Source organism: Micromonospora sp. CA-248212, assembly GCF_050948405.1.
In the GTDB taxonomy this organism is placed as follows: domain Bacteria; phylum Actinomycetota; class Actinomycetes; order Mycobacteriales; family Micromonosporaceae; genus Micromonospora.
Map to the genome: position 1 here is coordinate 2,627,180 of NZ_CP192023.1, position 15,442 is coordinate 2,642,621.

Consider the following 15,442-nt stretch of genomic DNA (forward strand, 5'->3'; position numbering starts at 1 on the left):
CGGGGCCTTCTCGACCGCGCGTCGGGTCAGCCCGCCGGGGCGCGCAGCCGGTGCAGGCGCAGCGCCAACTGCACCTCCAACGCCCGCTCGGGGCGCTGCCAGTCCGCGCCGAGCAGCTGCCCGACCCGCTCCAGCCGCTGCGTCACCGTGTTGACGTGCACGTGCAGTTGCTCGGCGGCCCGGGCCAGGCTGCCACCCACCCCGAAGTACGCCTCCAGCGTCTTCACCAGCGCCGTCCCGCGCCGGGCGTCGTAGTCGACCACCGGTCCGACCGTGGTGGTGAGGAACCGCGCCACGTCCCTGTCGCCCCGGTCACCCACCGTGCCCAGCAGCAGCCCGACGAAGCCCAACTCGGCGGTGCTCGCCCCCTGACCGGCGCGGCCCAGCGCGCCGAGGGCGGTGAGGCACCGGTCCGCCTCGTGGAACGTCCCCGCCAGCGCCCCCGGCCCCGTCGCCGGGCCGCTCGCCCCGGCGGTCACCGGCCGGCCCGTCACCCGCGACAGGTCCCGCGCCACCGCGCGGGCGCTGCCGCCGGCATCCTGGCCCGGCAGCATCAGGACCACCCGACCGTCGCGCGCCGCCGCCAGGCCACCCCGCGTCGAGGCGTACGTGGTGGCCCAGGAGAGCACCCGCTGCCGCGCCGAGCCGGTCGCCGCGATCGCGTCGTCGCCCACCGTCACCAGCACGTGCGGCGCGTCCAGGTCCACGCCGAGCCGACGGGCCCGGCTGCGCAGCGCGTCGGTGTCGCGCAGCGGCCGGGCGATCAGGTCGTCCAGCAACTCGCCACGGACCCGCCCCTCCGCCTCGGCGACCGTCCGGCGGAACAGCAGCAGCAGCGCGGTCACCAGCGCGGCCCGCTCCAGGATGCGCTGGTCCGCGTCGACCAACTCGTCGTTGGGACGCAACACCAGCGCGCCCAGGTTCTCGGCGCCCGCCACCACCGCCGCGTACCACAGTGGACCACGGCGGACGCTGCGCCCCTCGGTCCGGGAAGCGGCCACCGCCTCGACGATGTCCGCCCGCTCCGGCTCGTCGATCTCGCCGACCCGGGCCAGCAGGCGGCCTTCGGCGTCCAACGCCAGCAGCGCCCCGCCCAGCACGTCGGTCACCGCCGCCGCCACGTCCTCCACGCCGCCGCCGCGCAGCACCAGCGCCGTCATCCGGTCGTGCGCCGCCGCCGCCCGCTCCACCGAACTGCTGTGCGCCCGGATGGTGGTGTTCGCCGCCGACAACTCGGCCAGCGCCGAACGGGTCTCGGCCAGCAGCCGGGCCGTGTCGATCGCCACCGCGGCGTGCGCGGCCAGGGAGACCAGCAACGCCACCTCCTCCCGGGCGAACGGCCGGGCCGAGCGGTTGGCCGAGTAGAGCACCCCGATCGAGGTGGACCCGAGCCGCAGCGGCACCCCGAGGATCGCCACCAGGCCCTCCTCGCCCACTCCGGCGTCGATCTCACCGGTGTGGTGAAAGCGCGCGTCCTCGCCGTAGTTGGCGGTGACGTACGGTGCGCCGGACTGGGCCACCAGACCACCGAGGCCGGCGCCCATCGGCAGCCGCAACCGCTGGAAGCGGGCCGACACTGACCCGTCGGTCACCCGCATGTACGTGTCGCCGCGCTCGTCGTCGTTCAGCGTCATGTACGCCACGTCGGCGCCGAGCAGGTTGCGCGCCCGGTGCACGATCGCCCGCAGCACGTCGTCCAGGTCGCGCAGCCCGGCCAGGTCACTGACCGTGTCGTACAGGCCGGACAGCTCGGTCTCCCGGCGACGACGGCGCTCCAGCAGCGCACGGACCCGCAACGCCACCGTCTTGGCCTGCTCCAACTCGGCCAGCCGGGCCGGCGGCACACCCGCGGCCCGCGCGGCCACCAGCGGGCCCTCGAACTCCACCGCGGCGGCCTCGCGGGCGAGCAGTTCCAGGAACTCCACCGGCGACGACATGGTCGACATTGTGCGCGGACCCACTAGTTGGCCGTCCAGCCCCCGTCGAGCGCGATCGACGCGCCGGTGATGAAGGCCGCCGGCGGGGAGCAGAGGTACGCCAGCAACTCGGCCACCTCCTCCGGTTCGATCAGCCGTTTGACGGCCGCCCGGGCCAGCATGATCTTCTCGACGACCTCGGCCTCCTCGATACCGTGGCTGGCCGCCTGGTCGGCGATCTGGCTCTCCACCAGGGCGGTCCGCACGTACGCGGGGTTGATGCAGTTGGCGGTCACCCCGTGCGCGGCGCCCTCCAGCGCCACCACCTTCGAGAGCCCTTCGAGGGCGTGCTTCGCCGAGACGTACGCCGCCTTGTACGGCGAGGCCCGCAGACCGTGCACCGACGAGATGTTGACGATCCGACCCCAGCCCCGGGCGTACATGTGCGGCAGCGCCCGGCGGATCAGCAGGAACGGCGCCTCGACCATCACCCGCTGGATGTACTCGAAACGCTCGACGGGAAAATCCTGCACCGGCGCCACGTGCTGGAGCCCCGCGTTGTTCACCACGATGTCGACGTCCACGTCGAGCGCGTCCACGGCAGCCGGGTCGGCCAGGTCCACGCCCTCGGCGCGTCCGCCGGCCTGGGCGGCCACGGCCTTGGCCGCCTCCAGGTTGCGGTCCACTACGAGCACCTTCGCGCCGGCCGCGCCGAGACGCAGGGCGCACGCCCGCCCGATGCCGCTGCCGCCGCCGGTGACCAGGGCGGTCCGACCGGCGAGGTCGACCTGTACGACGTGGGGGACCGCCACGGGTTCTGCCGTCATGGCGCAAGAAGTTACGAGCTGTGTGTCCGTCGGCACATGGGCCGGAGCCACATACTCCCGGGCAAAGCTGTGTGCCCCGCTGGGTCGCCGCTCCGTTGGGTCGTAGGCCTGGTGGGTTGCCGCTCCGCCGGGTCGCCGCGCCCCCGCTGGGTCGTCGCGCTGCCCGCTGGGTCGTCGCGCTGCCCGCTGGGTCGTCGCGCCCTCGCTGGGTCGTCGCGCCCTCGCTGGGTCGTCGCGCCCTCGCTGGGTCGTCGCGCCCTCGCTGGGTCGTCGCGCCCTCGCTGGGTCGTCGCGCCCTCGCTGGGTCGTCGCGCCCTCGCTGGGTCGTCGCGCCCTCGCTGGGTCGTCGCGCCCTCGCTGGGTCGTCGCGCCCTCGCTGGGTCGTCGCGCCCTCGCTGGGTCGTCGCGCCCTCGCTGGGTCGTCGCGCCCTCGCTGGGTCGTCGCGCCCTCGCTGGGTCGTCGCGCCCTCGCTGGGTCGTCGCGCCCTCGCTGGGTCGTCGCGCCCTCGCTGGGTCGTCGCGCCCCCGCTGGGCCGTCGCGCTGCCCGCCGGGTCGCCGCGCCCCCGCTGGGCCGTCGCGCTGCCCGCCGGGTCGCCGCGCTGCCCGTCCGGCCGCCGCGCTGCCCGCTGGGCCGCCCGCAAGATCGCGCTGCATCCAGGATGTAGTGGTGTCGGCGGTGCGAGAGGCCACTACATCCAGGATCGAGCGTGACCTTGAGCCGTGCCGGCCCGGCCCGCCCGTGCCGCTGCCCGTCGGCCCGCAGACCCGTGCCGGTCGGTGGTCGTGGCTGGCGCGCCGTCAAGATCCGCGCGACTTCGGGGATGTTGCTGTCTCCGGCGCGGCTGAGGCAGCAACATCCCCGATCTTGTGAGGATCTTGGGCGCGGGGCGCGGGGCGCGGGGCGCGGGGCGCGGGGCGCGGGGCGCGGGGCGCGGGGCGCGGGGCGCGGGGCGCGGGGCGCGGGGCGCGGGGCGCGGGGCGCGGGGCGTGTCCCGTGGGGGCGGTGGGGAGGGTGGGGGTTAGGGTGTCGAACACACGTACTGGGGGAGGGGGCGGCGTGCGGGTGCTGGGGGTCGATCCGGGGTTGACGCGCTGTGGGGTGGGCGTCGTCGAGGGCGTGCCCGGCCGGCCCTGCACGCTGGTCGCCTACTACGTGGTCTACACCGATCCGGCCGACGACCTGGCGTTGCGGCTGCTGCACCTGGACCGGTCGCTGACCGAGTTGGTGACCAAGCACGAACCGGAGAGTGTCGCCGTCGAGCGGGTGTTCAGTCAGCACAACGTCCGTACGGTGATGGGCACCGCCCAGGCCAGCGGCATCGCGGTGCTGGCCGGGGCGCGGGCCGGGTTGCCGGTGCAGACGTACACCCCGAGCGAGGTGAAGGCGGCGGTGACCGGTTCCGGTCAGGCCGACAAGGCGCAGATGACCGCGATGGTGACCCGGCTGCTGCGGTTGGCCGAGCCGCCGAAACCGGCGGACGCCGCCGACGCGCTCGCCCTGGCCATCTGTCACGTGTGGCGCGGCGGCACCCGGTCCAAGCTGGCCGCGGCGGCCGACCGGGCACGACGAGGAGGAGCACGATGATCGCCAGCGTGCGCGGCACGGTGACCGCGACGGGTCCGGATCTGGCCGTGATCGAGGTCGGCGGGGTCGGCCTGGCCGTGCACTGCGCTCCCGGGACGCTCGCCGAGCTGCGGGTGGGACAGTCGGCGCGGCTGGCGACCAGCCTGGTGGTCCGGGAGGATTCGCTGACCCTGTACGGGTTCGCCGACGACGACGCCAGGGCGCTGTTCGAGCTGTTGCAGACCGCCAGCGGGGTCGGCCCGCGGCTGGCCCAGGCCGTGCTGGCGGTGCACACGCCGGACGCGGTGCGCAAGGCCATCGCCAACGCCGACACCGCCGCGCTGACCCGGGTGCCCGGGATCGGCAAGAAGGGCGCCGAGCGGCTGGTGCTGGAGTTGCGTGACCGCATCGGCCCGGTCTCGATCGGCGCCGACGGGGCCGGTGGCGTGACCGGTGGCGCGTGGCCCGACCAGGTCCGGCAGGCGCTTGTCGGGCTGGGCTGGACGGCCGGGCAGGCGGACCAGGCGGTGGCCGCCGTGGCGGAGACGATCGACGGGCCCACCCCGCCCGTGCCGGTCCTGCTCAAGCAGGCCATCCGGCTGCTGGGCCGGACCCGATGAGCGAGACCGACGGGCTCGTCTCGGCGTACGTCAGCGATGCCGAGCGCGACGCGGAGGCGACCGTACGGCCTCGGCGGCTGGCGGAGTTCATCGCCCAGGACCGGGTGCGTGACCAGCTCGACCTGCTGTTGCAGGGCGCCATGCGGCGGGGGTCGCCCCCGGACCACATCCTGCTCTCCGGGCCACCCGGGCTGGGCAAGACGAGCCTCGCCAACATCGTCGCCGCCGAGCTGGGCGCGGGCATCCGAGTGACCAGCGGTCCGGCGATCGAACGGTCGGGTGACCTGGCGGCGATCCTGACCAGCCTCGCCGAGGGCGACGTGCTCTTCATCGACGAGATCCACCGGATCGCCCGACCGGCGGAGGAGCTGCTCTACAGCGCGATGGAGGACTTCCGGGTCGACGTGGTGGTCGGCAAGGGGCCGGGCGCGACCGCGATCCCGCTGGACGTCGAGCCGTTCACCCTGGTCGGCGCGACCACCCGCTCGGGTCTGCTGACCGGACCCATGCGGGACCGGTTCGGTTTCGTCGCGCACCTCGACTTCTACGCCCCGGCGGATCTGGAGACGCTGCTGCACCGTTCGGCGCGCATCCTCGGGGTGCCGATCACCCCGGACGGCGCGGCCGAGATCGCGGGCCGCTCCCGGGGCACGCCCCGGATCGCCAACCGGTTGTTGCGCCGGGTCCGTGACTACGCGGAGGTCCGCGCCGACGGTGTGGTCACCCTCGGCACGGCCCGCAAGGCGCTGACGGTGTACGACGTCGACGCGCTGGGCCTGGACCGGTTGGACCGGGCGGTGCTGACCGCCCTGGTGGACTCGTTCCGGGGTGGCCCGGTCGGGCTGTCCACCCTCGCCGTGGCGGTGGGGGAGCAGCCGGACACGGTCGAGGAGGTCTGCGAGCCGTTCCTGGTGCGTGCCGGCCTGTTGGCGCGCACGCCCCGGGGGCGGGTGGCGACGGAGGCCGCCTGGCTGCATCTGGGGCGTACGCCACCGAATGGTACATTTGGGGCGGATATCCCGCCGACACCCGATCTGTTCTCCGTAGATACCGATCAGCCGTAATGTGAACGTGATCTGTGCCGCATTCGGTGTTCTCAGGTGCAGGGATTAGACTTCGCCGCGGTCTGTACAGGTTGTGAGAATCCGCCTCCGCTCCGGCACCCCCCGTGCCGGCGTGGAGGCCAATGGGAAGGCAGTAACCGTGCAATACCTTGCAGCGGGTGGTGGAGCCGGCGGCTTCACGCCGGTCCTGATGGTCGTCCTGCTCGGCGGCGTCATGTACTTCATGATGATCCGTCCCCAGCAGAAGCGTCGTCGCGACGCCGAGGCCATGCAGTCCGGGCTCGGCCCGGGCGACGAGGTCGTCACCATCGGCGGGCTCTACGGCACGGTCACCGGCGTCGAGGACGACGCCGTCCTGCTCGAGATCGCTCCGGGCGTCCAGACCCGCTACGCCCGCCCGGCCATCGCCCGGGTGGTCACCCGCGCGGAGCTGCCGAGCGAGCCGGTCACCGAGGACGCGGACACCGTCAAGGAGTGACCTCCCGCGAGGGGTCGACGGTTCCGGCGGCAAGGCCGGCCGACCGACTCCCCGGGGCACCGCGCCCGACGGGGCAGCGGACGTGACGTGAAAACTGGATAGTTGGGTCGACGCCGGGCGTCGGCACGTTCCCGTGGCCGTCGGCGTCCCCGTGCCGGCGTGTCCGGTCACTGTGTCGGCACCCCGCCGACCCAGGTCAGATCGTTGGCCGGAACCCCCGGCTCGACACTCGCCGCCGCCGCGCGCAGCGGCGCGACCGTACAGGGAGACAGGACAACCGTGGCACCACCTCAGGGACAGATGCGCCCCGGCCGGCAACTCGCCGTGCTCGGGCTCATCTTCGTCGTCCTCTACCTTCTGGTGTTCTTCGCGGGCGGTGCCAGCGGCAGCTTCAAGGACCGGCTGGAGCCACGGCTCGGCCTGGACCTGATCGGCGGCACCCGGGTCACGCTGGAGGCGACCAACTCCGTCGACGGTAAGCCCCCGACGGCGGAGAACCTCGAGGAGGCCCGCCAGATCATCGAGAGCCGGGTCAACGCGTTCGGCGTGGCCGAGGCCGAGGTGGTCACCGAGGGCAACCGGAACATCGTCATCTCCCTGCCCGGTGAGAACCGGGACCTCACCGACGTGGGCAGCGCCGCCGAGCTGCGCTTCCGCAAGGTGCTCAAGGCCGCCGACGGCAGCGGGACGGCCGTCGCGCCGCCGGCCGCTGCGCCGACCCCGAGCGCCGCGCCGCCGTCCGGCGCCCCGTCGGCCAGCGCCGCGCCGAAGGTGACCCCGTCGGCCAGCGGTGGACAGGGCGGGATGGCGCCCGCGCCGTCCGCCAGCGCCACGCCGACCCCGTCGGCCTCCGCGAGTGCCGCGCCCTCGGCGAGCGCCAGCGCCGAGCCGGTGCCGGCGAGCATCGAGGAGCAGCGCAAGGCAGTCGAGCAGAAGGTCGGAGCCGCCGCCTGGCAGGCCGCGAGTGGCCTGCAGGCCCCCGCCGACCTGAGCGCCGACCCGTCGCTGGGCGACAAGCTCAAGCCGTTCAGCACGCTGACCCCGCAAGAGGTCGCCGTCCTGCCGGCGCAGATGCAGTTCAACGTGCCGACGATCGGTTGCGCGCAGCTCGACAAGCGCCCGCCGGCGTCGATCTCCGACCCGAAGCAGCAGGTCGTGTCCTGCGAGGACGGCGCGTCGAAGTACCTGCTCGACCAGGCCAAGGTGCTGGGTACCGACGTGGACGACGCCGACGCGGTGCTCGACCAGGCCAACTCCTGGGTGGTCAGCCTCGACTTCACGGGCGACGGCCAGGGCAAGTGGACGGCGCTGACCCGCGAGGCGTTCGGCAACGAGGGCCAGGCCTGTGACGCCACCGCCCTCGGCCAGGACGGCAAGTGCCGGGTGGCCGTGGTGCTGGACAACGAGATCGTCTCCTCGCCGGAGATCCAGGGTGTGCTGACCGGCAACTCGCAGATCACCGGCCAGTTCACCCAGAAGGACGCCAGCACCCTCGCCGGTCAGCTCCGCTACGGCGCGCTGCCGGTGACGTTCGAGCAGCAGGAGGCGCAGAACGTCACGGCGACCCTGGGCGCCAGCCACCTGCGGGCCGGTCTGCTCGCGGCCGGCATCGGCATGCTGCTGGTCATCATCTACGCGTTCTTCTACTACCGGCTGCTCGGCTCGGTCATCTTCCTGAGCCTCATCCTCTCCGCGCTGCTGGTCTTCGGCGCGCTGGTGGTGCTCGGCCGGCAGATCGGCTTCACGCTCACCCTCGCCGGCATCGCCGGCATGATCGTCTCGCTCGGTGTGGCGGCGGACTCGTTCGTCATCTACTTCGAACGACTCAAGGACGAGATCAGAGAGGGTCGCAGCCCACGCAGCGCGGTGCCCCGCGCCTGGATCCGGGCCCGCCGGACGATCATCTCGGCCAACGCGATCACGTTGCTCTCCGCGGTGGTGCTCTACGTGGTCTCGGTCGGCACGGTCAAGGGCTTCGCGTTCGCGCTCGGCCTGGCCACGGTGCTGGACCTGGTCGTGGTCTTCCTCTTCCGGCACCCGATCATGACGATGTTCGCCCGGACCCGGGCGTTCCTGTCCCCGCGGGTCAGCGGCCTGGGCCGGGCTCTTCCGGCCCGCAGCCAGCAGACTCAGCCCCGCAACCCGCGCGCCAAGGAGGCCTGAGATGGCTCAAAACGGTTTGGCGAGCCGCCTCTACAACGGCGAGGCCGGTCTCAACATCGTCGGCCGCCGCAAGCTGTGGTTCGGTGTCGCCGGTGTCCTGATCCTGGTCGCGATCCTCAGCTTCGCGCTCCGCGGTTTCAGCCTCGGCATCGAGTTCGCCGGCGGTAACTCGTTCCAGGTGCCGGCCAGCGTCGGCACCCTGGACGACGCCGAGCGCGAGGTCAACTCGGCCCTCGCGACCGAGAACACCGGCGTCAAGGTCGCCACCACGCAGAAGGTCGGCGGCCCGGGTGGCGACTCGTACGAGCTGCGGACGCCGCAGCTCACCGTCGAGCAGGCCAACGCGGTCAAGGCCCAGATCGCCGAAGACCTCGACATCAACGCCAACGAGATCAGCAGCAACCAGGTCAGCGAGGCGTGGGGCAGCCAGGTGACCGAGCGGGCGGTGCTCGGCCTGGTCATCTTCATCGCGCTGGTGATGGTCTACCTGATCCTGCGCTTCGAGTGGCGGATGGCCGTCGCGGCGGTCTCGTCGCTGTTCATGAACCTGATCCTGACCGCCGGCATCTATTCGCTGGTCGGCTTCGAGGTCACCCCGTCGACGATCATCGGCTTCCTCACGATCCTGGGCTTCGCGCTCTACGACGTGGTGGTGGTCTTCGACAAGGTGCAGGAGAACACGCGGGGCATCACCGCCAACAACAACATGACGTACAGCGAGGCGGCCAACCTGGCCGTCAACCAGAGCCTCATGCGGTCGCTCAACACCTCCGTGGTGGCGCTCCTGCCGGTCGGCGGTCTGCTCTTCATCGGTGCCGGCCTGCTCGGCGCGGGCACCCTGAAGGACCTCGGCCTGGTGCTGTTCGTCGGTATGGCGGTGGCGTTCCTGACCTCCATCCTGGTGGCGACGCCGCTGCTGGCGCTGCTGAAGAACTACGACCCGCGTATCCAGGCGCACAACAAGCGGGTGCAGACCCGCCGGGGTGCGTTGGGCCGTGGTGAGGCCACCGGCAAGGTTACGCCGACGCCGGTCGACGGCGACGCGGCCGACGTGATCGACCCGGACTCGGCGGCGCTGGCCGGCGCGGCCCCCAAGGTGGGTTCGCGGCCGGCGGGCAAGCGGCCGACCGGCGCGCGGGGCGGCCGCCCCGGCGGCGGCGGTAACCGGCCCGGTGGCGCGAAGCGTCGCTGACCGGCCGGCGCGCTCACCGGCGCGAGGCGAGGGCGAAAGGAAGGGCCCCTTGTTATGCACCAGGCGTTAACAAGGGGCCCTTCCTTTCGCAGCACCTGATCGGTCCGGGGCTGACCCGGGAGGAAACGCCCGAACGGCGTCCGGCATGCTGTGCGAGCAGCATGCCGGACGCCGTCGTCGTTGGAAGGGAACGCAACAGCCGTGACGGAGACCCACAGCAGCGCCCCGCGGGGGGACAGCGGCCCGGAGGCCGCCCGACTGGTGGCCAGCCGGGTGCTGGACGTGCCGGACTTCCCCAAGCCCGGTGTCCTGTTCAAGGACCTGATGCCGCTGTTCGCCGACGGAAAGGCGTTCCGCGAGGTTGTCGACGGGATCGTCGCGTACCACGGGCGGGACGCGTTCGACGTGGTGGTCGGCATCGAGGCGCGGGGGTTCGTCGTCGCGGCGGCCGTCGCGTACGCGGCCGGGGTGGGTGTCGTACCGGTGCGTAAGGCCGGCAAGTTGCCCCGTCCGGCGCACTCGGTCTCGTACGCGCTGGAGTACGGCGAGGCCACGCTCGAGGTGCACGAGGACGCCTTCACCGCCGGCCACCGGGTGCTCGTCGTCGACGACGTGCTGGCCACCGGGGGCACCGCCGAGGCGACGCTGGACCTGGTCGAGCGTGCGGGCGGTACGGTGACGGGCTTCACCGTACTGTTGGAGCTTGCCTTCCTGGGCGCCCGGGAGCGACTGACGCCGCGTCCGGTCCATGCCCTTTTGACCGTTTGATCCCTGTCGCGCTGGCGCTGGGACGGGGGTGCGCCCACGTCGCGGATCGAACGGCCGTGCCGACCGGCGGAGCCGGGGCCCGGTCAGGCCGGCCGCCCGGGGCGTCGACCGTCCGGCGGAGCGGCAGGGGACCGTCCGTGCGGGTAGCATTGCCCATTGCTGACGCCGGCGGTACACCGTCCGGCGACGCGAGACCAGGCCGGCCGACACACGGCCGGCGTGTTTCCGGCGAGCGGTGAGGAGGCCGGTGTCCCACGATGTCGTCCCTCCGGCGGAGGGCACGGTGCACCCCACAGGCGACGCTGACGGCTCGGTGACCGACCGGAACGGCGACGCGCCGGCCCGGGTGACGGGCACCGACAACGGCTCCGGCAGGGCTCCTGCCGACAGCGTGACGGCTCCTACCGAGGTCACGGCGAGCGCCGTCGAGGCGTCGCCCGGCGCGGACGGGGTCGTGGTTCCGTTCCCGACCGATGTCGACCCGTCGCCGAGCGGCGGCTTCGGGTTCTCCAACGCGCCCACCGGCCGACGGGTGCGCGCCCGCCTGGCCCGGTTCAACGCGCCCTGGCAGACCTCGCAGGTCAGCGAGGTGCTGGAGCCGCTCATCGCCAGCCACCGGGAGAACCACCCGAAGGCCGACGCACGGTTGCTCCAGCGTGCCTTCGACACGGCCGCGCGGTGGCACTCCGGCCAGTACCGCAAGTCCGGCGACCCGTACATCACGCATCCCCTCGCCGTGGCGACGATCCTGGGCAACCTGGGGATGGACACGACCACGCTGGTCGCCGCGCTGCTGCACGACACGATCGAGGACACCGAGTACACCCTCGACGCGATGCGCGCCGACTTCGGCGGCGAGGTCGCCCTGCTGGTCGACGGCGTCACCAAGCTGGACAAGGTCAAGCTGGGCGACGCGGCCAAGGCCGAGACGATCCGCAAGATGGTCGTGGCGATGGCCAAGGACCCGCGGGTGCTCGTGATCAAGCTGGCCGACCGGCTGCACAACATGCGCACCCTGTCCTTCCTGCCGGCGCCCAAGCGCGAGCAGAAGGCCAAGGAGACCCTGGAGATCCTCGCGCCGCTGGCCCACCGCCTCGGTATGAACACGATCAAGTGGGAGCTGGAGGATCTGGCCTTCGGCACGCTCTTCCCGAAGCGGTTCGAGGAGATCAACCGGCTGATCGGTGAGCACCAGCCGCAGCGCGAGTCGCTGCTGCGGCAGGTCACCCAGAAGGTCGGCACCGACCTGAAGGCCGCCAAGATCAAGGCGGAGACGACCGGCCGACCGAAGCACCTCTACTCGATCTACCAGAAGATGATCGTGCGGGGTCGCGACTTCAACGACATCTACGACCTGGTGGGTGTGCGGATCCTGGTCGACACGGTGCGGGACTGCTACGCGGCGCTCGGGGTCATCCACGCCAACTGGCAGCCGGTGCCGGGCCGGTTCAAGGACTACATCGCCATGCCCAAGTTCAACATGTACCAGTCGTTGCACACGACGGTCATCGGGCCCACCGGCAAGCCGGTGGAGATGCAGATCCGCACGTACGCGATGCACCGCACCGCCGAGTTCGGCATCGCCGCGCACTGGAAGTACAAGGAGCACAAGGGCACCCCGGTGGTCGGTCCGCCGGCGCACATCGACGAGATGACCTGGCTGCGGCAGCTGCTGGACTGGCAGCGCGAGGCCGCCGACCCGAGCGAGTTCCTGGACGCGCTGCGCTTCGACCTGTCCAGCCAGGAGGTGTACGTCTTCACCCCCAAGGGTGACGTCATTCCGCTGCCGACCGGGTCGACGCCTGTCGACTTCGCGTACGCGGTGCACACCGAGGTCGGGCACAAGTGCATCGGCGCGCGGGTCAACGGCAAGCTCGTGCCGCTGGAGTCGACGCTGTCCAACGGCGACGTGATCGAGATCTTCACGTCGAAGTCCGAGACGGCCGGCCCCACGCAGGACTGGCTGGGATTCGTCAAGAGCCCGCGCGCCCGCACCAAGATCCGCCAGTACTTCAACAAGGAGCGGCGAGAGGAGGCGATCGAGGCCGGCAAGGACGCGATCGTCAAGGCGATGCGCAAGCAGGGCATGCCGCTGCAGCGGATGCTCACCTCCGACGCGCTGATGTCGATCGCACGGGACCTGCACCTCGCCGACGTGGCCTCGCTCTACGCGGCCGTCGGCGACAGCCAGGTCTCCGCGCAGTCGGTGGTGCAGAAGCTGATGGCCGCGTACGGCGGCGAGGAGGGCGCGGCGGAGGACATCGCCGAGACCGCCGTCGCCACCCGGCCGCCGCGCAGCCGGCAGAGCAGCAGCGACCCGGGCGTGGTGGTCCGGGGCGTCAGCGACGTCTGGATCAAGCTGGCGCGGTGCTGCACCCCGGTTCCGCCCGACTCGGTGTTCGGGTTCGTCACCCGCTCCGGTGGGGTGAGCGTGCACCGTGACGACTGCGCCAATGCCGAGGACCTGCGGGCGCAGGCCGAACGGGTGGTCGAGGTGAGCTGGAAGCTCACGTCCGCCTCCACGTTCCTGGTGGCGATCCAGGTCGAGGCTCTGGACCGGCACAAGCTGCTCGCCGACGTCACCCGGGTGCTCTCCGACGAGCGGGTGAACATCCTGTCCGCGACCGTCACCACCACCCGTGACCGGGTCGCGGTGAGCCGGTTCAGCTTCGAGATGGCCGACCCGAAGCACCTGGGCCACCTGCTGGCCACCGTTCGCAAGGTCGACGGTGTGTTCGACGCGTACCGGGTCACCTCCGGCGCCTGACGCGTACCCCACACACGAGAGCGCCCGCCGGCTCAGCCGGCGGGCGCTTCGTCATCCTGGTGGGCGTCAGCCCTGCGGCGCGCTCATCGTGAGGGTCTTGATGACGACCTCCTTCTTCGGGTGGCCGCCACCGGCCTGCTGGGCGAACGCCCCGTCGTCGCCGGCCTTGGCCACGTCCTTGACGATGTCCATGCCACCGGTGACGGTGCCCAGCACGGTGTACGCCGGGTCGAGCGGCGAGTCTCCGTACACGATGAAGAACTGGCTACCGGTGCTGCCCGGCTGACCGGAGTTGGCCATCGCGATGACACCCTCCGGGTACGGCGGGCGCTTGTCGGTGGGCAGGTTCTCCTCGGGCAGCCGGAAGCTCGGGCCACCCGTGCCGTCGGTGTCCCGCCAACCCTTGCCGGTGGCGCTCGGGTCACCGCACTGCAGCACCTTGATGCCCTCGGTCACCAGGCGGTGGCACTTGGTGTTGTCGAAGAACTTCTTCTCGGCGAGGAGGCTGAACGCCCCCGCCGTGCAGGGCACCTGCGACCGGTCGACCTTGGCCGTGATCGGGCCCAGGTTGGTGTCGATCGTCATGGTCTGCACACCGCTGGCGGACTGCTGGTTGCTCGGTACCCCGACGTCCTTGATCTGCGGGGACCGCTGGTCGGCCGGCATCGCGTTGTAGACGCACTCGGACGCCCCGGGCGCCGACGCGGCGTTCTTGTCCTTGTCGTCGTCGCCGCCGAGGGTCGTGGCCAGCCAGACGGTGCCGGCGACCACGAGGACCAGCACGGCGGCGGCGCCGACGATCGCCTGCGTCTGGCGGCGCTTGCGGGCCTTGGCCGAGCGCTCGGCCATCTCCTTCTCGAGTCGGGCGCGTGCCGCCGCGCGCTGCCGCTCTCTGGTGGACGTCACGCCTGGATCCTCCTGGCTGTTTGCTGCGGGGTGCCGCTCGGGTGGGTGGGGGCGACCGGTCAGCCGGCGCTCGGGCTGCTGGCCGGGGCGCCGGAGGGCGGCGGTGCCGCGCCGGTGACCGGCTCGCCGACCGTGAGGCTCTGGATCACCACGTCGGTCTTGGGCTTCACCTTCGCCCCGGTCCCATTGTCCACGGTCGGCTGGGCGCCGATCTTCTCCACCACGTCCAGCCCGCCGGTGACCTTGCCGATCACCGGGTACTTCGGGTCCGCCGTGGTGAAGTCCTTGAAGAAGATCAGGAACTGGCTGCCGTTGGCGCCCGGCGGGTTGGAGATCATCGCCACGGTGCCCTTGGGGTACGTCGGCGGCTGTCCGGGCGCGGGGCTGGCCGAGGGCGACGGCGCGGTCGGCACGTCCTCGTCGTAGAACGAGTAGGTGGGCCCACCGAGGCCGGTGCCGCTGGGGTCACCGCAGCGTAGCGCGCCGTCGGTGGTGATCTCGTGGCACTTGGTGTTGTCGTAGAACGACCGGCTCGCCAGGTGGGCGATGCTCGCGGCGGCGCACGGCGAGCTGGTCAGGTTCAGCTCGGCGGTGATCGGCGCGCCCTGGTTGGTGGTGACGGTCATCGCCCGGGTGCCGTCGGTCGGCAGACCCTTGGTCTCCGGCGTGCCGACGTCCTTGAGGTTGGTGTTCGCCGTCGCGTCCTGCGGCGTCCAGAGGCAGGTGTCCTCCGCGGCCGCGTTCTGCTTCGGGTCGGAGTCGAACGCCCCGAGCGCCCAGGCCGAGCCGGCCACGATCACCGCGAGGACCAGGAAGGCGCCCACGCCGGCCTGGATCTGCCGACGCCGCCGCGTGGCGGCCGCCCGGCGTGCCATCTGCCGGTCGAGCTTGGCCCGCGCCAGTTTGCGCTGCCGGTCCCTGCTGGAAGCCACAGGTGCTCCCCTTTCTTCGCCTGATCGTCACCGGCGGCCGGCTCTCCCGGCCCGTCCGGGCGTCGCGTGTGCCGCGCCACACGCCCGCCAGAGTGTACGGCTAGTGACTGGGAATGTGGTGTACGAGGTCCACCCCGTCCCGAGCAGCGCTTATCGGAAGTTGTCACTGTGCCGGTCGGGGCGCGCGGGACGGACGCGGCAAACCCGCTCGGCCCGCCCGATAGGCTGCTGGGCAGGACGACAG

At 72.2% G+C, this 15,442-nt stretch carries 12 protein-coding genes; 8 read left to right on the forward strand and 4 right to left on the reverse strand.

Annotated features, from left to right (window positions below):
* Positions 1–26: 26 nt before the first annotated feature.
* Positions 27–1,946 (reverse strand): helix-turn-helix domain-containing protein, encoded by a 1,920-nt coding sequence (locus ACQP03_RS12705; protein WP_357119516.1) that lies wholly within the window; start codon positions 1,944–1,946, stop codon positions 27–29.
* Between the two features lie 14 nt (positions 1,947–1,960).
* Complete coding sequence (locus tag ACQP03_RS12710; RefSeq protein ID WP_357119513.1) at positions 1,961–2,743, reverse strand: 3-hydroxybutyrate dehydrogenase; 783 nt, start codon at positions 2,741–2,743, stop codon at positions 1,961–1,963.
* A 1,058-nt stretch (positions 2,744–3,801) separates the two neighbouring features.
* Here ACQP03_RS12710 and ruvC point away from each other — a divergent pair.
* The 8 genes from ruvC (at position 3,802) to ACQP03_RS12750 (ending at position 13,360) form a co-directional block, all read left to right on the forward strand.
* Positions 3,802–4,329, forward strand: coding sequence for a crossover junction endodeoxyribonuclease RuvC (gene ruvC / locus ACQP03_RS12715; protein WP_357134893.1), 528 nt, complete (start codon positions 3,802–3,804; stop codon positions 4,327–4,329).
* Positions 4,326–4,928: a Holliday junction branch migration protein RuvA gene (gene ruvA, locus ACQP03_RS12720; RefSeq protein WP_357134891.1), complete on the forward strand. Its 603-nt coding sequence runs from the start codon at positions 4,326–4,328 to the stop codon at positions 4,926–4,928. Before ruvC ends, ruvA begins: the two co-directional genes overlap by 4 nt.
* The gene (ruvB, locus tag ACQP03_RS12725) at positions 4,925–5,992 is read left to right on the forward strand and encodes a Holliday junction branch migration DNA helicase RuvB (protein ID WP_357134889.1); all 1,068 of its coding nucleotides are present in this window, start codon (positions 4,925–4,927) and stop codon (positions 5,990–5,992) included. The genes ruvA and ruvB overlap by 4 nt, the downstream gene beginning before the upstream one ends.
* A 190-nt stretch (positions 5,993–6,182) precedes the next feature.
* Positions 6,183–6,470 carry a preprotein translocase subunit YajC gene (yajC, locus tag ACQP03_RS12730; protein ID WP_433461158.1) on the forward strand — a complete coding sequence of 96 codons (288 nt, stop codon included), beginning with the start codon at positions 6,183–6,185 and terminating at the stop codon, positions 6,468–6,470.
* A 279-nt stretch (positions 6,471–6,749) separates the two neighbouring features.
* Positions 6,750–8,633, forward strand: coding sequence for a protein translocase subunit SecD (secD, locus tag ACQP03_RS12735; protein WP_357399286.1), 1,884 nt, complete (start codon positions 6,750–6,752; stop codon positions 8,631–8,633).
* 1 nt (position 8,634) lies between these two features.
* Entirely contained in the window at positions 8,635–9,825 is a 1,191-nt protein-coding gene (secF, locus tag ACQP03_RS12740; protein ID WP_357399289.1) for a protein translocase subunit SecF, read from the forward strand.
* A 201-nt stretch (positions 9,826–10,026) separates the two neighbouring features.
* The gene (locus tag ACQP03_RS12745) at positions 10,027–10,593 is read left to right on the forward strand and encodes an adenine phosphoribosyltransferase (protein WP_357133529.1); all 567 of its coding nucleotides are present in this window, start codon (positions 10,027–10,029) and stop codon (positions 10,591–10,593) included.
* 247 nt (positions 10,594–10,840) lie between these two features.
* The gene (locus ACQP03_RS12750; protein WP_355053635.1) at positions 10,841–13,360 is read left to right on the forward strand and encodes a RelA/SpoT family protein; all 2,520 of its coding nucleotides are present in this window, start codon (positions 10,841–10,843) and stop codon (positions 13,358–13,360) included.
* A gap of 66 nt (positions 13,361–13,426) precedes the next feature.
* On the opposite strand, the gene ACQP03_RS12755 is transcribed toward ACQP03_RS12750, so the two are convergent.
* Together ACQP03_RS12755 and ACQP03_RS12760 are read right to left on the reverse strand one after the other, a co-directional pair.
* Complete coding sequence (locus ACQP03_RS12755; RefSeq protein WP_355053634.1) at positions 13,427–14,266, reverse strand: peptidylprolyl isomerase; 840 nt, start codon at positions 14,264–14,266, stop codon at positions 13,427–13,429.
* Between the two features lie 59 nt (positions 14,267–14,325).
* Positions 14,326–15,198, reverse strand: a complete 873-nt coding sequence (locus ACQP03_RS12760) for a peptidylprolyl isomerase (RefSeq protein WP_357133515.1) — start codon at positions 15,196–15,198, stop codon at positions 14,326–14,328.
* Positions 15,199–15,442: the final 244 nt, after the last annotated feature.

Excerpts from the sequence above, each read along its gene's own strand:
- yajC (WP_433461158.1), top strand. The coding sequence starts at position 6,183 with ATGGTCGTCCTGCTCGGCGGCGTCATGTACTTCATGATGATCCGTCCC.
- secF (WP_357399289.1), top strand. The coding sequence starts at position 8,635 with ATGGCTCAAAACGGTTTGGCGAGCCGCCTCTACAACGGCGAGGCCGGT.
- ACQP03_RS12705 (WP_357119516.1), bottom strand. The coding sequence starts at position 1,946 with ATGTCGACCATGTCGTCGCCGGTGGAGTTCCTGGAACTGCTCGCCCGC.
- ruvB (WP_357134889.1), top strand. The coding sequence starts at position 4,925 with ATGAGCGAGACCGACGGGCTCGTCTCGGCGTACGTCAGCGATGCCGAG.
- ACQP03_RS12710 (WP_357119513.1), bottom strand. The coding sequence starts at position 2,743 with ATGACGGCAGAACCCGTGGCGGTCCCCCACGTCGTACAGGTCGACCTC.
- ruvA (WP_357134891.1), top strand. The coding sequence starts at position 4,326 with ATGATCGCCAGCGTGCGCGGCACGGTGACCGCGACGGGTCCGGATCTG.